This is a genomic window from Vitreoscilla stercoraria DSM 513, from assembly GCF_000382305.1.
GTDB classification, from domain to species: domain Bacteria; phylum Pseudomonadota; class Gammaproteobacteria; order Burkholderiales; family Neisseriaceae; genus Vitreoscilla; species Vitreoscilla stercoraria.
The window spans coordinates 1-19958 of record NZ_KB908022.1; the positions used below are offsets into that span (position 1 = coordinate 1).

The window sequence follows — 19958 nt, forward strand, 5'->3', positions numbered from 1 at the left end:
ACAGACGGCTTTCTGATTTTAAAGTTTATGTTTGACGACCATAGCGAGTTGGTCCCACGCCTTCCCATCCCGAACAGGACCGTGAAACGACTTAGCGCCGATGATAGTGTGGATTACCCATGTGAAAGTAGGTCATCGTCAAACGCCCCATTCTAAAGCCCTGATGCAAACGCATCAGGGCTTTATTCATTCTTAAAGATAGCTTTAAATATAATACACATTCATATAAACAAGCGTCCTGTAAACTTTACAGGACGCTTGTTGGTTTATCGAATGCTTCCAAGCAATTTTAAACAGGATGTTATTACAGATTAAAACGGATTCAGATATTCAAATTAAGCTGCTGATAATAAATCTACCATGGCTTCTTCGCCTAAGGTATTCACTGCAATAATAAAAGTATTTAGATATTTCAAACGGTATTCAGGCTCTAAGGACATGATAGATTCTAAACATTCTGCTTTATTTTTGGTTGTGAAATTGGCGATTAAAATTTCGATACGTTGTTCGATTAATCCAGCCTTTTGAGAAGCATGCAGTTTCATGATGTTAGTCCTTAGAATCAAATTGTTTGGAAGTTATTTGATATAGAGCAAACTTCATGCCAATTTTATCGATAGCATCACATAATAAATTTTTGATAAAAAAGCGTCCTGTAAATATTTACAGGACGCTTTCAATGACAATATATTGATTAATTTTGCAAAATGGCTACTGCTGGCAATTCTTTACCTTCTAAAAATTCTAAGAATGCACCGCCGCCAGTTGAAATATAACTGATTTGGTCGGTGACGCCAAATTTGGCAATCGCTGCCAAAGTGTCACCGCCACCTGCGATAGAAAAAGCATCGCTTTGAGCAATGGCTTGTGCCAAAGATTGGCTGCCTGAGGCAAATTGGTCAAATTCAAAGACGCCAACTGGACCATTCCAAACCACAGTACCCGCTTGAGCAATGATGTTTGCCAAAACTTTTTGTGAGTTGGGACCAATATCCAAAATCATGTCGTCGTCTTCTACGTCATTGATGTCCTTAGTGATGGCTTCGGCATCGGTGCTGAAAGATTTTGCTACAATCACATCGCTAGGCAATGGTACTGAACCGCCTTTGGCTTCAATCGCTGCGATAATTTTTTTTGCTTCTTCTATCAAATCGGTTTCTACTAAAGATTTACCAATATTGTGACCTTGAGCCAATAAGAAAGTATTGGCAATGCCGCCACCGACGATCAATTGGTCTACTTTTTGGCTTAAGCTTTCCAAAATAGTCAATTTGGTGGATACTTTGCTGCCACCGACAATCGCTACCACAGGTGCTTTCGGGCTTTCAATGGCTTGGCTTAATGCATCCAATTCTGCCGATAACAACAAGCCTGCACAAGCAATCGGTGCAAATTGAGAAACGGCATGAGTAGAGGCTTGGGCGCGGTGAGCAGCACCAAAAGCATCGAACACAAACACATCACACAAAGCCGCATACGCTTTGCCCAATTCTGGGTCGTTGGCTTTTTCACCGACATTGACACGGACGTTTTGCAGCATGATGACTTGACCTGATTTTGGTTCAGGTTTAGCATCGCGCCAGTTTTCAGCAATTTGAATGTCTTGATTGAGTAATTTGCTTAGGCGTTTGGCAATAGGCAAAACATTGTCTTCGGGCTTCAAAATACCTTCTTTTGGGCGACCCAAATGCACCATTAAAATCACACCTGCACCACGCTCTAAGCAGTATTCAATGCTTGGTAAAGATGCACGAATGCGAGTGTCATCAGTGATGACACCATCGTTCAATGGGACATTCATGTCCACACGAATCAAAACAGTTTTATTGGTTACATCAATATTCTTTAAGCTAGCGTAATTCATGGACTTTGTAGTTTATGGTTGTGTATAAAGGCGGAATTATCCTATATCAAACAGGGTTTAGCCAAGTTGTTACATCAAATCCAGCCCATTAATTCATTTGAAATCATAGAGCAAAGTGTCTCTATCCATGCCGATTCGGTATTCAAACAGGGTACGTAAGTATATTCAGTGCCGCCAGCAGCTTCAAACTGTGCTTTACCTGCAATGGCAATTTCTTCCAAAGTTTCTAAACAATCGGCGCTGAAACCTGGACAAAAAACGGCAATTTTTTTAACGCCTTGCTTGGGTAAAGTATCAAGCAAATTTTGCGTGGATGGTTCTACCCATTTGGCACGTCCAAAACGACTTTGAAATGCTGTTATACAATGTTCATTGTCTAAGCCCAGATGCTGAGCGAGCAATTGAGATGTTTGTAAACACTCTGCTTGATAAGGGTCGCCTGCATCAATGTGATTTTGTGGCACGCCATGGTAACTGAATACAATGCGGTCATAAGTGTGCAATTGAGGCAAATGTTGGCGCAAATGTTGCGACATCGCACTGATATAACCTGCATGTTCACCATAGCTGCGTAGCGTGCGTATCGATGGCATATTGCGCTGTTTCATCAAGTCTGCATACAGTTTGTCTAAAGCTGCACCTGTGGCGGAGCCTGAGTATTGCGGATACAAAGGCAAGATGAAAATTCGTCCTATGCCTTGTTGTTTAAAATGCTCGATTTGTGTGGCAATGCTGGGTTGACCATATGTCATGGCATAGTCAACGGTGACATCTAATTTTTTGGCTTGAAAATAAGTTTGTATAGCGGCAGTTTGTGCTTGCAAAATCACAGCCAACGGAGAGCCTTGTTCTGTCCACACTTTTTGATAGTTTTCTGCACTGGCTTTCGGGCGTCTGGTTAAAATAGCACCACGCAAAATAGGTTGCCACACAGCAGCAGGCAATTCAACCACGCGTGTATCAGATAAAAATTCTTTTAAAAATGGTTTGACGGACGCAGCTTCAGGACGCTCAGGTGTGCCCAAATTCATCAGCAAAACCCCTACTTTTTGAGTGAGGGTACGCTGAGGTTCTTTTTTGAATAAAGCCATATTCACTCCAACGTTCGTTTGGCTAAAATTTGGCGGCTGCCACCCAGTTCTGGAGCAGACACAATACCAGCACGCTCCAATTCTTCCATCAAATTGGCGGCGCGATTGTAGCCGATGCGCAAATGGCGTTGTAAAGATGAAATCGAGGTTTTACGAGTATTCAAAATGAATTCAACTGCTTGATCAAACAGTTCATCGTGTTTCTCCGCGCCGCCTGCGCTGCCGCTGCCTGCTTCCAGTGCCAAGCCTGCTTCACCGCTGAGCAAGCCTTCTACATATTGGGCAGGGGCTTGTGATTTCAGGAAATTGACCACTTGATGCACATCTTCATCACGCACAAAACCGGCATGCAAGCGGGTTGGCTCGGCAGTGCCCGGTGGCAAGAACAACATGTCGCCTTTGCCAAGCAAATTTTCTGCACCGCCTTGATCTAAAATGGTGCGAGAATCAATTTTGCTAGACACTTGAAAGGCAATGCGTGTTGGAATATTGGCTTTGATTAAACCTGTAATCACATCGACCGATGGACGTTGGGTCGCCAAAATCAAATGAATGCCTGCAGCACGGGCTTTTTGTGCCAAACGGGCAATTTGTTGCTCAACTTTTTTGCCTTCCACCATCATTAAGTCTGCCAATTCATCGATGATGACGACAATATGCGGCAGCGCTTCCAAAGGTTCAGGCTCATCAGGTGTGAGGCTAAATGGGTTAAACAACGGTTTTTGATTGGCAATAGCGGCCTGAATTTTCTCGTTATAGCTGCTCAATTGACGCACACCGATATGAGCCAGCAAACGATAACGGCGTTCCATCTCTGCCACACACCAATTTAAAGCATTGCTTGCATGTTTCATATCGGTGACCACAGGTGCCAATAGATGTGGAATGTCTTCATAAACCGACAACTCCAACATTTTTGGGTCCACCATAATAAAACGCACTTCGGCAGGTGTGGCTTTGTAGAGCATGGACAAAATCATCGTATTGATTGCCACAGATTTGCCTGAGCCAGTTGTCCCTGCGACCAAAACATGCGGCATTTTCGCCAAATCAGCGACCACAGGCACACCTGCAATGTCTTTGCCCATGGCCAAAGTCAGTTTGGATGGCGCTTGGTCAAAAACCGCAGCATTGAGCAACTCTCGAAATGAAACATCTTGGCGGAAGCTGTTGGGCAATTCTATGCCCATGGTTTTTTTACCCGCGATGGTTTCGACCACACGCACGCTTTGTAAGGCTAAAGCGCGCGCCAAATCTTTGGCCAAATTGACGATTTGGCTGCCTTTGATACCTGAGGCAGGTTCAATTTCATAACGGGTAATGACGGGTCCTGTGGTGGCGCTCACCACTTGTACACTCACGCCAAATTCTGCCAATTTGGTTTCAATCAATTGTGCTGTGGCTTGTAATTGTTCAGGATTGAGCGCAGCTGTGGGAGTAGAAGCGGCCTGTAACAGATCCAATGAGGGCAAATCGGTACGCAAATGGGCTGCTTGTTGTTTGCCCTTGGTATTATTGTTTTCAAACAAAGAAGTTTGTACGGGAATGGCTGTTTTAGGGCTGTTTTGAGCATGAGCCTCATTTGTTGAAGTCGATTCTGAGGCTGTTTTATTGGTTGTGGAGGTATTTTTTTTGCGATTGCTGTTAGCACCTGTTGGTGCCTCCACAGGAATGGCGGTGATGTCTTCTACCGCTTCGACTGTTTGGCGCATGGTTTTGGGTTGAGGCAATTCACGGATAAGTTTGCTAGGGCGTTTGACCAAATGAAACCACAACCATTGGCTATTGGTTTTGATTTTGTCACCCATTTCTTGCCATGTCATTTGCAACATCAATGACAAACCAAGCAACATTAATAAGACACTAATGGCGATACCACTAGAACGACCAATACCATAGTCTAGCATTGGCGTGATGGTTTGCCCCCATAGGCCGCCTGTACCAATCGGTAATGAGCTGTTCCAAGTGATAGGCAATAGCCAATGTTCTAATAAGCTGCTACCTGCAATCATGATGCTGGTACCCAGAATACTTAAACCTAAATGATGGTGGTCATCGATTTTTTTGGCGACCAATAACGGTTTAAAGGCGCGAAACAATAAAATACATGCTTCAATAATCACCCACCAAATGGACAAGCCAAACAAATAATAGGCAATATCGGCAATATAAGCACCGACCACGCCGCCAATATTTTGAATGTTATCGCTATCGGCACTGCGAGTGAAAGCAGGGTCGCTCATATCAAAGCTGAACAAAGCCGCACCCAAAAATAAGGTTGCCAACAAAGCTACCAACCAAATGGCATCATTAAAGGCTGTGAAAATTTGAAAGCCCAAATCTTTTTGTTGCGCCAATTGTTTGTTACTGACCACGCCACGCTTGGGCGGGTTGAGTGAGGATTTACGTGAGGTGGTTTTTTTTCTCATACACAACATCTATATTTTTTAAAATCAAGCCAAATAAACCGCGCCCAAACAGCGAGGTCCTTTTGCTCCTGTGACGGTAGCGGCATTGCTTGGTAAACCTAGAAGACGACGAGCCGCCAACCAAGCAAATGCTGCAGCTTCCATCCATTGTGGATGTAAATTCAAAGCTTCGGTACTATGCCATGAAGCTTGGGGTAATAATGCTCGTAAGCGTTGCATTAGCAAAGGATTGTAAACACCACCGCCGCAGACATATACTTCATGCGGATTGAATAGTGCAATGTCTTGACTCAAGCTGACCGCTGTCAGTTCAAGCAAAGTGCGCAAAACATTTACAGGACGCTCATTGCCGCTTAAATAAGTTTCTAACCATGCCAAATCGAATAAATCACGTCCTGTTGATTTGGGATAAGGCGTGTGAAAATAAGGATGCGCTAACCAAGTTTGTAACAATTCAGGCAAAACCTCACCTTGTTGGGCATGGTTGCTGTTGTCATCGTAAGCGATGCCAAAATGGCGTTGCACCCAAGCATCCATTAACATGTTTCCCGGACCTGTATCAAAACCCAGTGGTGCTTGTTCAGGACGCAACACGCTGATGTTGGCAATGCCACCGATATTGGCCAATACACGCGTGTGTGGCGTGTTGCCAAACAAAGCAGCATGAAAAGCGGGCACCAATGGAGCTCCTTGACCGCCTGCGGCCAAATCACGGCTGCGAAAATCACCGACCACATCAATGCCTGTCAATTCAGCGAGCAAAGACCAATCGGCAATTTGCAAACTGTAAGCTTGTTCAGGCACATGGCGTATGGTTTGACCGTGACAACCAATAGCGGCAATGTCACCCGCGTTTAAATGTTCTGCTTGTAATAATTGAGCGACCGCTTGTGCATACAATTTGCTTAATTGTTGCGCCAAAATGGCGGTTTGATGCAATTCGTTAGCGCCTTGTTGTTGCAAAGCCAAAACTTGGGTTTTGATAGATTCAGGATAAGGCACATAACTGTGTGCCAACGCACCTTGCCATGTTGCGCCTTGCATGCCAATTAAAACCGCATCAACGCCATCCAAGCTGGTGCCAGACATCAAACCAATATAATAAGTCATGGATTCTTCTTTACAAGCTCAATCAAAAATATGTTACAAAAGCCTGTTTATCATACTACAAAATGCTCTGATTGCGCCGATTGATGCGGTGTTGCTGCCATATTGCCTGACTTGTATCAGGCTTTTTTCGCCGTCAACTATTGAAATGCCAAACTGATGTTGGGCAAGGGGAGAAAATCAAGAATTTTTGAAGATTAAGCGTCCTGAAAACTTTGCTAAAAGCCAAAATTTCAGGTAGGATAAGCCTCCTTTTTATGCACCCATAGCTCAGTTGGAAGAGCGTCAGTTTCCGAAGCTGGAGGCCACAGGTTCGATCCCTGTTGGGTGCGCCAATGAATGTTCAAGCATTGCTTTGAAGCGATGCCAATTTTGGCATTTGATTTGCCACAAATGATGGAAAACTAAAAAAGACAAGCGCTAATCCTTTGACAAGGTCGGCGCTTTTTTTGTGAGAGCAACATTTTCAGGCGATGACCAAATTGGCTGGCAAATGGTCCAAAGTATGGGTTTTGTGCCATTTTAATTGATGCAAACCTTGCAGTACTATGTGGTGATTTTGTTGTGTGTCTGAATTAGGGTACTCTTTTAGTCGGTGCAAACCACGCGTTTCCAAGCGTTGTGAAGCGGCTAAAAAGACCATGCGAGCATCCAAAAGCAAAACCGCACTTTCACGCGCGCTGACCCATTCAGATGCGTTGCGTCCACCCAAATAACCACCTTGCTCTTGCCACAAGGCATCCAATTGTTGCTGTGATGTGTTCACTTGAGCTGTGGTGCGAAACACATTGCGTTCAATCGGTAAAATATGTTTTTGTACTTCAGCAATCACTTCCTGTCCTGAAACGCTGATAGCATGTTCTGGTCGCAAACCTGTTTTACCCAATCCTTCAATATTGTCATGGTGCTCAGGCGTGTGGGTTTGGGCCTAAGTGGCGGCATGTTTGCCTGCTTTTTTGGCCGAAACCAAACACCATGCAATGGCAGGACCTGCGCCACTCATGGCGGCGCCTGTCATTTTGGAGCGTTCCGTGACATCGCCAACGGCATACAAACCGGGTATGCCTGTTTGAGCGTGCTCATCCACGACAATACCACCGACTGACCTTACCAAGCCTTCGTAACGCAATTCAATGGGAAATTTTTCGGTGTATGGGTCAATGCCCAAGTTTTGGAAATGGTGGTAAATGCTGGGGACATTTTTGGCATAAATTTTCAAACCTTCATTGGCTTTGTTCATCGATGCAAACGCACCGCCAGTGTCCAAAATGGCTTGGCCTATGGTGTGGACTGATTCCCAGCCATTGCCTTGCAATTCTTGTCCATTGGCATCGTAAAATGAAGCACTTGAAAGCCAAAAGCCTTTGGTGGTGGTGCTGCCTAATGGTGAAATGCCATAGTGACCGCTGAATTCCATGCCTGAAAATTGCGCCCCAGCTTCCGCTGCAAACAAATGGCCATCACCTGTGGTGTCGTGTGTGCCCATGGCTCCTGAGCGAAAGGCATTGCCGCCCGTTGCCAAAATCACTGCGCCTGCTAAAACCGACCATGTTTTTTCAGTTGTTTTGTGCACGCCATTGGCACCGACAATGTTGCCGTCTTGGTGCCGCAACAATTCCAAAGCTGGACTTTCATCCAAAATGGTCACGCCAGCACTCAACAATAGTTGGCGAAAAAAACCAAGCGCTTCGTGCCCATCAAATGCCAATAAGTTACTGCGTACACCATTGATGTCAGGCCGATTGACGGGGGAGACAAAACCCAATTTTTGTAGTTCCAGTGCAATTTTGTAGCTTTCACCAAAAACGTATCGGACAAAATCCAAGTTGTCCATGCCTTCGGCAGCGAGGTGGCGTGAGTGAACCAACTTTTCATTGTATTCATCCGCCCCTGGGATCAAATAAGCTGCGCTGCCACTGGCTTGCGCCACCACACCTGCAACACCGACTCGTGATTTGTCACACACCACCACACGCTCAGCGCCATTTTGTCTAGCCACCATTGCTGCCCAACAGCCTGCAATGCTGCCACCAATAACCAAAACATCGGCTTGAATGCGATGATCGACTTTTTGTTCGCTTGCTTTTATTGCTTGGAAGGCAAATGCCATTTTGGTCCCCTTGATTGGAATTTATATATTCTATTTTGTATAAAATATACTTTTCAAATAATTTTTTAGAATATAAATAGAAGCAAAATATCTTTTTGTTTTTGAATTTTTATTTTTAATATGTATTGGTTATATAAGATGATGGAAAAATAAAATGAGGCAATGGTAAAACAAACAAAAATGGCAGCAATGGCTGGGTTTGGTAATGGGTGTGTTGGCTTTGGCAGCGTGCCAACCACAAAAAGCGGCTGTGGATGCCAAGCAAAGCCAAGCCATTGCCAATGAAGAGTTGCGCATCGGTTACATCGGTCCTAGTAAAACCGCAGGTGGTGCTGTTGGTTGGGCATTGCACCAAGGGTCTTTGCAAAAAGCGGTGGCACCGATTGGTTTTGGTAGTGTGAAAGAGTATGTGTTTGCCAATGGACCAGATTTGAGTGAGGCTTTGTTGAGCAATAAATTGGATGTGGGCATTTTTGGTGACACGCCTGCTTTGACCGCCCAAGCCAATCGTGGTGGCAGTACCTTGATTGGTTTCAATGCAGTAGGGCACGATGTGTGGCTGATGGGACGCGAAGGCATTGAAACCTTGGCGGATTTGGAAGGTAAAAATGTCGGTGTGCCTAATGGTTCTTACATGCACCGCTACGTCAGTGGTTTGATTTCACAAGGCTTGCTTAAAAATGTGACGCTCAACTATTTGTTGCCCCGCGATGCACAATCGGCGTTAAGTCGCGGTGACATCGATGCTTTTGCCGCGCCAATTCAATTGGGACCGCAATTGCAAGCGTTGAATTACAACACCGTTGATTTGGCGAGCAAACATGGTTTAGAGGGCAACAGTGTGATTGTGGTGACGGATGAATTTTTAAGCAGAAATCCACAATTTTTCAAAACCTTCGATTCAGTGCGTCGCCAAGCGGTCAAAGAGTTGCAAGCGCAACCGGATGCGTATTATCAATATTATTTGAAATACACCGATTACAAAGAACCCATCATTCGGGCATCTTTTCCGATGAGCACTTATTTGGAAGACACTTTCCCTGAAAAAGGCATGGCTTTGCTAGCAGGCACCAAAAGCTTTTTGTTGCAGCAAAAAATTGTCCAAAAAGATGTGAATGTGGACAAATGGTTGATCAATACCAATTGAGTTTTGGTATTTTGTATTCAAGCGTCCTGTAAGGTTACAGGACGCTTGAATTGAGATATTTTGAAAATGTTGGGGGTGGTCAAATGCAATCACGCAAACGGTAATACATTTTGCCCAAAGCTTCTAAAGGTGCGGCAAAACGGTCATTGCCAATGAAATTGGGATTGTGCAATTCTTGGTAGCGTTGGAGGCGAGTGGTATTGCCTAAAATCGCTTCCGAAACCGCGCGAGCCGCCGCTAGCGTGGGCAAAATACCGTGTCCTGAAAAGCCTTGTAGCCAATAGACATCGTTGTGTTGACCCACATCAGGCGTACGCCGCACCGTACAATCCAAATGTCCGCCCCATGCATAATCTATTTTAACGTGTTTCAATTGTGGAAAAAACCGTGTCATCATCGGTTGCATGAATGCGGCAATGTCTTTAGGCAAGCCACCCATATACGTACAACCACCGCCAAACAACAAACGTTTGTCTGCGCTCAAGCGAAAATAATCCAAAATAAATTGGTTGTCGGTAACGCAAACATTGGTTGGCAATAAAGATTGCCACAAAGCTTCATCCAAAACTTCAGTCGCCACTTGCAAACAGCCGACAGGCAAAATGCGTTTTTTCAAGGTCGCATCCAAATCATCAATATACGCATTGCATGCTAAAACCAAACGTTGGCAACGAATTTGACCTTGGGGCGTATTGACCAAAAAACCGTTTTTTTGGCGTTGGTAATTCAAAGCAGGTGTTTGTTCAAAAATCGGAACATGATGGCGTTGCAAAGTATCGGCTATGCCATAACACAATTTCATTGGGTGTAAGTGCCCACCGTTGTTATCTAGCAAACCCGCTTGATAGCGATTGGACGCAATGTATTGGGGCAAATCTTGTTTGGCAATGAATTGCAAACCTTCATAATGCCATTTGTTGGCTGCGTCTTCTTGCCACTTTTTCAAACTATCCACACGTGAAGGTTTGACTGCACACCACAAATGTCCCACTTGATAATCCACTTCAAAACCATGTCGCAATGGCAAATCTCGAATTTCTTGTCCCGCCCATTCCATGTCTTGCCACAACGCCAAAGCATCGCCATAGCCCAAATCATGTTCCAGCGGTTCCATATCGCAAGACCAGCCTAAAATCGCTTGTCCACCATTGCGTCCTGAAGCTGCCCAAGCAATGCGGCTCGCTTCAATGATGGCCACATCGGTGTGCCCGTTTTCTATTAGTTTTAATGCCGTATGCAAACCACTGAAGCCTGCGCCCACAATCAAAACATCACATTCTAAAGCGTCCTGTAATGGTGGAAAAGTAGTCCAATTTTGGCTCTGAGCATAATAAGAATTGATGTGTTGCTGTGCAGATTGAAACATGACATATCCTTAAATTGGCTGTTTGATTCCAATATCAGTGTAGCGATAAGGCTTGTTTATGCACAACAAATATTGATTTGAAATTTAAAAATGACTAAAACATAAATTTATTTGATGTTAATATTTAGATGATTGGCATCAAAATAAAGTCAAGCCAAATCAAATCCATACTACAAAGGAAGAAAATGACAGCTTATTATCAATTGATTCATCGTGAACACCATGACCATGGTCAAGTCGTTGCCCAATACCAACCTTTACAGGCCGCTCAAGGTGCTTGGAACGAGCATGAGCAACACATGGCGGCGGCTACAGGGATTATTTGTGCCGAGTTGGAGCAGTTTCAGCCACGCAGCGATGTGCGCATTGGAAAAGTCAATTTGGATATTTGGGGCATGATTCCGCTGAAGCCATTTAGCATTACCACTCAAGTGATTCGGGCAGGGCGCACAATTGAATTGTTGGAAGCGACCATGGCTGTTGGTGGCAGAGCGTGCATCGTGGCGCGTGCGTGGCGAATGCAAACGAGTGATACGAGTGCGATTGCGGGTACAGAAGACCGTGGTATAGTGAATTTTGATGCCTTGCCTGATTGGGATGGCATGAATGTTTGGGGCGGTGGTTTTATTCAGAGTTTGCGTTTTAAAGCCGATAGTGAACGCCGTGCTGGGGCAGGTATTGTATGGCTGAGCAATGATTTGGATATGATTGAAGGACAAACCACGCCTGATTGGGTGCGTTTGATGGGCATGGTCGATACCGCCAATGGCATCGTCACTCGCGCCCAACCGCATGAATGGGCATTTCCGAATTTGGATTTGAACATTGATTTGCTGCGTCTGCCACAAGGCAAATGGCTGGGTTTGGATACGGTACAGCAATATGGCAGCGATGGTATTGGCTTAACGAGCTCGGTTTTGCACGATGAGTTAGGTGTCTTCGGCCGCAGCGAACAGATTCTGACTTTGCGCCAAATGTGATTGGAAGATATCAATAAAAGGCGTCCTGTAAAACTTACAGGACGCCTTTTAGAATATTTATATTGAATTGATAATTTAATTATTTGGAATAAATATATCTTTCATTCATAATATGCCTCGTTTTATTTTAAATAAATGATTGCAGAGTGTGGTATGTCTTATCATCTAGTGGCTATTGTGGTAATTACCCTGGTCAGTCTTATATTTGTCATCTTGACTTTCAAGACTCAAAAAATTTTCAAAGAAGCACCAAGCTTTTTAATTACTTTAGGGATTGCGTTCACATTTTATGGCATTGCCAGTGGTTTGAAGGATTTTGATATTAATGATCCTAGCACCAGTTTAAGTACGTTGATTGATGGTATTAAAACAGTGTTTTGGGGTTCATTTGCGGGCGTTGTTGCAGCATTGCTAATGAGAATTAGCAATGCTGTATTCAAGCAATATCTACCTAAAAAAATGACTAAAGAAGATGAAGCCACGCAAAGATATTTGTTAGAGCATTCTGCTAGTGCCAAATTACAAAAACAAAATCATGATTTATTCATAGTGATGAATAAGACTTTGGAGCAAAATAACCAGCATTTGGTTGATGGATTAGGTCAGTTGGGTGCGAGTTTTTCTGCAAATGCCAAAAATAATTTACAAGATACACTTGGACAAATTTTACCGATTTTGCAGCGTTTAGAGGATTCACAAAACAAATCCCATACAGCTTTGGTAGTGGAAGAATTGCGTATTCTAAAGCAACACATGCAAGGACAGATATTACCAACTTTAGAGCGTTTGGAAGTTTCTCAAAACCAATCACATACCACATTCTTGAATCAGGAAATGGCAAAGTTGCGTTTGTCGTTTGATGAGTTTGCCAAACAGCAAGCCGAGCAAAATGCACAATTGTTTATTCAAGCTTTGGAGCAAGCCATCAAAGATTTCAATGAGCAATTGGCAACTCAATTGGGTGAGAATTTCCGAGAGTTGAATCAGGCAGTCTTTAAGTTGACCAATTGGCAAGAAAATTATGCCCAGCATGTTGAGCATCAAACTGAGGCTTATGAACAAATGGTCGGCTATGTGGAAACCACTAAAGATCAATTTAATCATTTTGCGCATCGAGCACAGAGCTTTTCCAAAGTGGCAGATGCTTTGGATGGTGCATTGGGTACATTGGCACAACGCCAAGAGGCGATTGAGCGGCACTTGAACACGTTCTATCAAGAAATGCAGACTAAAGCATACGATGTGGAACAGTTGCGTCAGCATTTACAAGACTCATTTGATAATATCAAATCTATGCACCAAGAACATCAGCAGCAAATATTAGATTTGACTAACAGTAGCGTACAATATTTCACGCAAATGACGCAAAAACAAGGTGATTTTGCGCAGCGCACCAGTAGAGAAGTGGAGCAATTACAGCAAAAAATTAACCAAGAATTCAGCAGTGCCCAAACCCATTTGCTGGAGCAAATGAGCATGATGCAAAAACAACATGAAAATGCGCTCAATACCTCTTTGCAAGGCTTGGCACGCCAATTGGCATCGTTGTCAGCACAATTTACCAATGATTACGGTCCGATTACGAATAATTTGAAAGAAATTGTCAGAATGAATGTGAGAGCGTGATATGTTGATGCTCAAGCATAACCAAAATCAAGATAGCGCAGATGCAGAACACTGGATCAGTTTGAGCGATTTGATGACAGCGCTGATGATGTTATTTTTACTCATTAGTGTGGTGTATATGATTAAAGTGCAGGATTCAGTTGATATTCCTCGTATTTTTAAAGCCGACCAACAGCAAATGCATGCGCAAATGCATGAGCAATTTAAAGATAAGTTGAATAAATGGGGAGCGGTGTTAAACCCTGATTTGACGGTGCGATTCAATCATCAAGATATTCAATTTGCTACTGGCTCACAGCAGTTACGTCCTGAATTTCAGCGTGCATTGGATGAGTTTTTTCCGCAATATTTGCATATTTTAATGCAAGAAGAGTATCGAGATAAAATCAAAGAGATTCGTATTGAGGGACATACTTCGTCTTTGTGGGTAGAGGGAATGTCAGAAGATGAGGCATACATTAAAAATATGAATTTGTCTCAAGGACGAGCGCAAGAAACTTTGATTTATCTGCTCACACATCCTAGTTTGAATCTAGAAGAACGGCAATGGCTCAAACAAAAATTCCGCGCTATTGGTTTTTCTTCTTCGCAATTACTCAATTCAAAAGGCTTAGATTTACAGGTAAATGAACAAGAAGACACCAAGCAATCGCAACGGGTCGAATTTCGTGTAGTGACCAATACCGAAGACAAAATTCGTGAAATGGTTGGGGATAAATAGCGTTTATGCATATTTTTGATTTTTTACAGGACGATGAATTCAATCAATTGCGTGAGCAAATGAATGCACCGTTGTTGGAAACGACCAATGCTTTTGTGAACGTGGCGGGATTGACACAGCAAGAATGGGTGGCATTGCGTAATGGCGGTTTGGAAATTGACTCCAAACTCATCAAACAAGGCAAAGACGGTACTTTGTCTTACAAAGACGTGCGTGTGACTTTGAACATTCGTGACATCAATGCCAATACTTCACGTGAATTGTCTTTGCCAAAAATTCACATTGGCTATTGTAAAACTTTGGATGAAATGCAAAGAAATGCACGTTTTGAGCGCTACATTGTGTCGATGGAAAAACATATGAATCGGCAAATCAATGTGGTCAAAGACAATCAAACCGTCAATTCAGATGAGCATGAATTGGATGTGTGTCGCAATTGCTTGGGGCTTTTGAGCTGGAAAAGATATCATGGAGGTATGACGTTGGCAGCGAAAAATCAAATTGTGGCAGAATTCAGTTTGGTGGAATTTTTTGAAAAATACCCACAAACCTTGAAATTAGAAGAGTATGAGCAACTGCATACTGAGCAATCGCAACCGAGTAATGTGTATCATAAAAACTGGGCAGAGATTTCGTTGAAAGTGCGTGAGCGCATGAATTGGCAATGTGAAGAGTGTGATGGTGATTTTCGGCACAACAAGCGCCAATTGCACGTTCATCATGTCAATGGTTTGAAGTATGACAATTCTTCAAAAAATTTGCGTGCGTTGTGCCATGATTGCCATGCAAAACAACCTTATCATGGTCATATGTTGGCAAAATCTTAATAGGTATGTCGATTTAAAAAAGCGGCCTGTAAACTTTACAGGACGCTTTAAACATATAAAATCCAAAACTTTACGCTTCGGTTTCCATGCGCATTTCGGCAGCGCGAGCATGCGCGGTTAAGCCTTCGCCGTGTGCCAAGATGCTGGCGATGCTGCCCAATTTTTGTGCGCCTGCTTGAGACACTTGAATGAGGCTAGAGCGTTTTTGGAAGTCGTACACGCCCAAAGGAGAGGCAAAGCGGGCAGTGCGGCTCGTTGGCAAAACGTGGTTGGGGCCTGCGCAATAGTCGCCCAAGCTTTCGCTGGTATACGCACCCATGAAAATCGCGCCTGCGTGGCGGATTTTCGGTGCCCATTGTTCGGCATTTTCAACCGACAATTCCAAATGTTCAGGTGCCAAATAATTTGCCACTTCGCACGCTTCGTCCAAATCTTTCACGAGTACAATTGCGCCGCGGTTGTTTAAGGACGCTTCGATGATGTCACGACGCGGCATGGTTTCAATCAAGCGGCTCATCGCTTCTTGTACTTGTGCTGCATATGTTGCCGAAGTGGAAATCAAAATCGATTGAGCGATTTCGTCGTGTTCGGCTTGGCTGAACAAGTCCATCGCCACCCAGTCAGCTGGCGTTGAACCGTCGGCAATCACTAAAATTTCGCTCGGACCTGCGACCATGTCGATGCCGACAATACCGAATACACGGCGTTTGGCAGCGGCGACAAAAGCGTTACCTGGGCCTGTGATTTTGTCGACTTGTGGAATGGTTTCAGTGCCGTAAGCCAAAGCTGCTACCGCTTGAGCGCCGCCTACAGTGAAAATTTGCGTCACGCCTGCGACATAAGCGGCAGCCAACACGATGTCATTGCGCTCGCCTTTGGGTGTTGGCACAACCATGATGATTTCTTTGACGCCAGCAACGTGAGCAGGCATGGCATTCATCATCACCGAGCTTGGATAAGAGGCTTTGCCACCCGGAACATAAATGCCCACACGATCAAGTGCAGTGATTTGTTGACCTAAAACTGTACCGTCTTCATCGGTGTATTGCCAAGAAGCTTGTTTTTGATGTTGGTGATAAGACTCGATGCGTTTGGCAGCGGTGGTCAAGGCGTTTTGTACATCGCTTGAGCAACGCTCGAAAGCGGCCTGTAAATCGGCTTGGCTCAACGTCAAATCCGCCATGGATTGTGCGTTCATACCATCAAAGCGGTTGGTATATTCAATCACCGCTGCATCGCCACGGTTTTGTACATCATGACAAATATCCGCCACGATTTGATCGATTTTAGGGTCTTGTGCCGTTTCAAAAGCTTGTAAATCTTTGAGTTGTTGCCAAAAATCAGTAGAAGCAGAATTCAGTTGTTTCATGGTGTGTCCAAAATGATGAGAGTCCAATCATGCGCCACAATATACAGCCGCTTTAGTGGCATAAACATTGTATTTTGCTTGATTATACCGTTAATTTTGCCATGATGATTTTGAAAACTTGTCGTTGGACTGATAGAAATGAACAATCATTGCGGATATTGGTTTGGATGAGGATGAATATTTGGCAGAAGATTGAGGATGACTTAGAGATGATTGAAGATATCTAAGATGTTGATAGCCGCTGTAAGTCGGAGCATTTTATAAGGTGTTTTTGTTGCAGTGCAACTTTTTTTTTCAAAGTGATACTTAATGTTAAAACTATGCATTTTTTTGATACCACATCTAGTGTTAGCTAAGATTGAACTCATATTCATTCATAAGTTATAAAAATAATTATTGTAAATTTTAATCAAACATCATTATTTATTTTGTATAATTTTTAAACTTTATAGGCAATTAGCTATGAGTAAAGTATAAGATTTCATTGTAAATATTGATTTATCAAGCTGATTCGATGGTTTAAAATATGCGATTGTGGAGAGAAAAATGACAATACCAGAATTAGATAATGTGCCATTAGAATACGCTAATCAGATGTTTGAGGCGGTACGCAATGGTAATGCTGATGGCGTATTAAAATGCATTCAGCAAGTAGATTTAATAAATTTGATTCATACCGATGGCCAGAGCTTGTTGACGCTGGCGTGTGAGCTTGCTCATGAAGATGTGGTGCGTGTGTTATTGGAAAAAGGGGCTGATGTCCAAGCTGCCAATGGTTTGGGTCAAACCCCATTAATGATTGCAGCGGCAAACGGTCAGGCAACAATGGCTAAATTATTATTAGACCATGGCGCAGCGGTTGATGTACAAGATGCATCTGGTCGTACGCCACTCATCTTGGCGGCAATGTCTAATCATACCGATGTGATGGAAGTTTTGCTTAGCGATGGTGCCAATATTCATCATGCCGATGCTGAAGGCCGCAATGCGATGGACGCTGCGAAAATTTTGAATGCAGAGGAATCTTTGGCGTGGTTGGAATTGTATTTGGCTGGCGAGAAAAACATTTGACGCAAGTCGATGGATGATTAAATTTTGACAAAAAAGCACTCTAAATCAATGTGGAGTGCTTTTTTATTACCAATATTGGCTATAAGATGGTGGGTGTGTTGTTGGTAATGTGACTGGAAATATTGGGCGTTTATCTTTTGGGATTTCAATAAGATGGGAAATCAAATGGAACAAGAAGCAATCAAGGTTTTTGTAGGGTGTGATCCGAATAATTGTGATTTAGAGCAAATGATGGTGCTCGATTACAGTATTCGCAAGCATACAAAACACGATGTTGAGATTGTGTGGATGCAGTTGAGCCATGATGAAAACAGTGCTTGGTTTTCCAATCCCAAACAGCAACAAGGTTGGCATACTGAAAAGTGGGCAACGCCATTTTCTGGATTTCGTTGGGCAATTCCTGAGTATTGCGGTTTTAAAGGTCGTGCCATTTATATGGATGCAGATGTATTGGTCTTGTGTGATTTGGCTGAGCTTTGGAATCATCCAATGGCAGCAGGCACGATGGTGGTGGGTAAAGGCGGCGGACAAGTAGCGCGTTTGTGTACTTGTGTGTGGGATTGCCAAGAGGCGAAAAATCATTTGCCGCCATTGGCGCAGATGAAGCAAGACCCTGATGCGCATCAAAAAATGATGCAAGTTTTGCAAAAAAATCCGCAATGGGTTCATTACTATCAAGATACATACAATTGTGTGGATGGCGAAGGTTTGGATATTAAGCAAATCAAAATCTTACATTATTCGGATATGGGTACGCAATTTAGCCATGCGTATTCTTTGCCACGACTGCGTGATGCTGGTATGTCACATTGGTTTGATGGTGATATTTTGCCTCATCCTCGCCAAGATTTGAGCGCGTTGTTTGATGAATATTACCAAGCAGCTGTGGATGCGGGTTATCGTCCTGAAAACTATGCAGTGCGTCCATTTGGCGTATTTCCTAAGGCTTCGCAAGTGGGTTATACGGGTAATGGGGTGACGCGGCAACAGCAAGAAGAAGGCTCTTCAAAATCTTGGCTATCTCGCAGTTGGAAAAAAATGAAAAGCGGCCTGAAAGGTTCGAAAGATGATTTTTCATTAGATCGTTAAAGATGGAGGTGACTCCGTGATGATTTTGCTCAAATCATCTGATTGGTGAGCGCGCCGCTTTGAAAAACCATTCTGTGTAGGAGTGATTTTGGGGCGGTTAAAATCGAATGTTGGTGAAGTTTGCCAACACTGATGGACCATAGGAAACATTTTGTGGTGAGTCATGCCAATAAGGACTGTATGATGGTTTGGAATCATTGTTTTAAAAGAGATTGGACCTCATGAATCACGCTTCCCCGTTTCGCTCTTTGATTAAGCAAGTTTACCGTTATAGTCGTGCTCGTACTTACCGCCATAGTGAAAAAATTTGGCCGTATGTCAAAATCAAACGCCATGAAAATGGCAGTTTGCAAGAAGTTTCGATTCATGGAAAACCGTTGCCGATTGCTCATATCGATCGTTTTAAAAATCCTGTGTGCAAAGATTTATTGATTTTGGCCAGCGGACCATCTATCAATCAAACGAATTTGAGTGAATTGAATGAAGTACATTGGTGTGCAGTCAATGGGGCGGTGAATGCCTTGCCTAGATATGCAGATAAGTCATTGAATTATTATGTGGTGGTTGATCAAGGCTTTGTGCTCAATCGCATTGAAATGGTGGCAGAGGTTTTAAAAAATCCTGATGTGGTGGTATTTACCAATGTCTTTTGCATGCATTTGATAGTGGGCTTATTGGCATTGGAAAATATTAAAGCACAATTGGTCTTGCTAGAAGACAGGCAATTGCCTGTATATGGTTGCAAAATGTCAGCCGCGCAAATGAGGTTGCAGAGCCAGCAAGTTGATGCCGCATTGCATTGGCATGAAACACTAGACGTGGGTTTTAGTTTGGATTTGAAGCGTGGTTATATTAGTGGTGGGACGGTGGTGTATATCGCTTTGCAAATTGCCTGTTATTTGGGCTATCAAAAAGTGTATTTGGCTGGCGTAGACATGAAAAATTTCCAGCAGCCACGTTTTTACGAAACCGCCGCCACTCGGCTTGATACCAAATTGGATTTGGAGTTTGAAACATTCGTTTATCCTTCTTTTGCATTGGCTGCGGATATTTACCGTCAAAACAATATAGAAGGTTATAATTTGTGTTTGGACAGCGGTTTGGATGATGCTATTTTTCCACGTACTGTTTGTCATCACATTCCTTCTTTGTGAGTTTAAT

17 protein-coding genes, 1 tRNA gene and 1 rRNA gene are annotated in these 19958 nt (G+C 43.4%); 10 read left to right on the plus strand and 9 right to left on the minus strand.

The window, feature by feature from the left end; translation table 11 throughout:
- The first annotated feature begins 30 nt into the window (after positions 1 to 30).
- Positions 31 to 144 (plus strand): 5S ribosomal RNA (gene rrf / locus H150_RS0104525).
- 191 nt (positions 145 to 335) lie between these two features.
- Here the strand turns inward: rrf and H150_RS0104530 are convergent.
- From H150_RS0104530 to H150_RS0104550, 5 genes are all read right to left on the minus strand, one after another.
- Complete coding sequence (locus H150_RS0104530; protein WP_019957866.1) at positions 336 to 545, minus strand: hypothetical protein; 210 nt, start codon at positions 543 to 545, stop codon at positions 336 to 338.
- 149 nt (positions 546 to 694) lie between these two features.
- Positions 695 to 1864 (minus strand): phosphoglycerate kinase, encoded by a 1170-nt coding sequence (locus H150_RS0104535; protein WP_019957867.1) that lies wholly within the window; start codon positions 1862 to 1864, stop codon positions 695 to 697.
- A gap of 74 nt (positions 1865 to 1938) precedes the next feature.
- A complete protein-coding gene (gene hemH, locus H150_RS0104540) occupies positions 1939 to 2955 on the minus strand; it encodes a ferrochelatase (RefSeq protein ID WP_019957868.1) in 1017 nt (338 codons plus the stop codon).
- A 2-nt stretch (positions 2956 to 2957) separates the two neighbouring features.
- Entirely contained in the window at positions 2958 to 5384 is a 2427-nt protein-coding gene (locus H150_RS0104545) for a DNA translocase FtsK (protein WP_019957869.1), read from the minus strand.
- Positions 5385 to 5408: 24 nt separating this feature from the next.
- Positions 5409 to 6494, minus strand: coding sequence for an anhydro-N-acetylmuramic acid kinase (locus H150_RS0104550; RefSeq protein WP_019957870.1), 1086 nt, complete (start codon positions 6492 to 6494; stop codon positions 5409 to 5411).
- Positions 6495 to 6750: 256 nt separating this feature from the next.
- Between H150_RS0104550 and H150_RS0104555 the strand changes: the two genes are divergently transcribed.
- A tRNA-Arg gene (locus tag H150_RS0104555) sits at positions 6751 to 6826 on the plus strand.
- Positions 6827 to 6957: 131 nt separating this feature from the next.
- Here the strand turns inward: H150_RS0104555 and H150_RS0104560 are convergent.
- Positions 6958 to 7362 (minus strand): hypothetical protein, encoded by a 405-nt coding sequence (locus H150_RS0104560; RefSeq protein ID WP_169708867.1) that lies wholly within the window; start codon positions 7360 to 7362, stop codon positions 6958 to 6960.
- 57 nt (positions 7363 to 7419) lie between these two features.
- A complete protein-coding gene (locus tag H150_RS0104565; RefSeq protein WP_019957872.1) occupies positions 7420 to 8601 on the minus strand; it encodes an FAD-dependent oxidoreductase in 1182 nt (393 codons plus the stop codon).
- A gap of 205 nt (positions 8602 to 8806) precedes the next feature.
- Here H150_RS0104565 and H150_RS13745 point away from each other — a divergent pair, with 205 nt between their 5' ends.
- The gene (locus H150_RS13745; RefSeq protein ID WP_019957873.1) at positions 8807 to 9748 is read left to right on the plus strand and encodes an ABC transporter substrate-binding protein; all 942 of its coding nucleotides are present in this window, start codon (positions 8807 to 8809) and stop codon (positions 9746 to 9748) included.
- A 79-nt stretch (positions 9749 to 9827) separates the two neighbouring features.
- Here the strand turns inward: H150_RS13745 and H150_RS0104575 are convergent, their stop codons facing one another.
- On the minus strand, positions 9828 to 11114 hold the full coding sequence (locus tag H150_RS0104575; protein ID WP_019957874.1) for an NAD(P)/FAD-dependent oxidoreductase: 1287 nt from the start codon (positions 11112 to 11114) through the stop codon (positions 9828 to 9830).
- Between the two features lie 185 nt (positions 11115 to 11299).
- Here H150_RS0104575 and H150_RS0104580 point away from each other — a divergent pair, with 185 nt between their 5' ends.
- The 4 genes from H150_RS0104580 to H150_RS0104595 all read left to right on the plus strand — a co-directional run bounded on the left by H150_RS0104580 (position 11300) and on the right by H150_RS0104595 (position 15268).
- Positions 11300 to 12094 carry a thioesterase family protein gene (locus H150_RS0104580; RefSeq protein WP_019957875.1) on the plus strand — a complete coding sequence of 265 codons (795 nt, stop codon included), beginning with the start codon at positions 11300 to 11302 and terminating at the stop codon, positions 12092 to 12094.
- A gap of 213 nt (positions 12095 to 12307) precedes the next feature.
- The gene (locus H150_RS0104585) at positions 12308 to 13720 is read left to right on the plus strand and encodes a hypothetical protein (RefSeq protein ID WP_155970415.1); all 1413 of its coding nucleotides are present in this window, start codon (positions 12308 to 12310) and stop codon (positions 13718 to 13720) included.
- A gap of 7 nt (positions 13721 to 13727) precedes the next feature.
- On the plus strand, positions 13728 to 14441 hold the full coding sequence (locus H150_RS0104590) for an OmpA family protein (protein ID WP_211206670.1): 714 nt from the start codon (positions 13728 to 13730) through the stop codon (positions 14439 to 14441).
- A gap of 5 nt (positions 14442 to 14446) precedes the next feature.
- Positions 14447 to 15268 carry an HNH endonuclease gene (locus H150_RS0104595; RefSeq protein WP_019957878.1) on the plus strand — a complete coding sequence of 274 codons (822 nt, stop codon included), beginning with the start codon at positions 14447 to 14449 and terminating at the stop codon, positions 15266 to 15268.
- Positions 15269 to 15338: 70 nt separating this feature from the next.
- Here the strand turns inward: H150_RS0104595 and hisD are convergent, their stop codons facing one another.
- Positions 15339 to 16637 carry a histidinol dehydrogenase gene (gene hisD, locus H150_RS0104600; protein ID WP_019957879.1) on the minus strand — a complete coding sequence of 433 codons (1299 nt, stop codon included), beginning with the start codon at positions 16635 to 16637 and terminating at the stop codon, positions 15339 to 15341.
- Positions 16638 to 17183: 546 nt separating this feature from the next.
- On the opposite strand from hisD, the gene H150_RS0104605 reads away from it, so the two are divergent.
- The 3 genes from H150_RS0104605 to H150_RS0104615 all read left to right on the plus strand — a co-directional run bounded on the left by H150_RS0104605 (position 17184) and on the right by H150_RS0104615 (position 19951).
- Entirely contained in the window at positions 17184 to 17708 is a 525-nt protein-coding gene (locus H150_RS0104605) for an ankyrin repeat domain-containing protein (RefSeq protein WP_019957880.1), read from the plus strand.
- Between the two features lie 165 nt (positions 17709 to 17873).
- Positions 17874 to 18797, plus strand: coding sequence for a glycosyltransferase family protein (locus H150_RS0104610; RefSeq protein ID WP_019957881.1), 924 nt, complete (start codon positions 17874 to 17876; stop codon positions 18795 to 18797).
- 221 nt (positions 18798 to 19018) lie between these two features.
- Entirely contained in the window at positions 19019 to 19951 is a 933-nt protein-coding gene (locus H150_RS0104615; RefSeq protein ID WP_019957882.1) for a hypothetical protein, read from the plus strand.
- Positions 19952 to 19958: the final 7 nt, after the last annotated feature.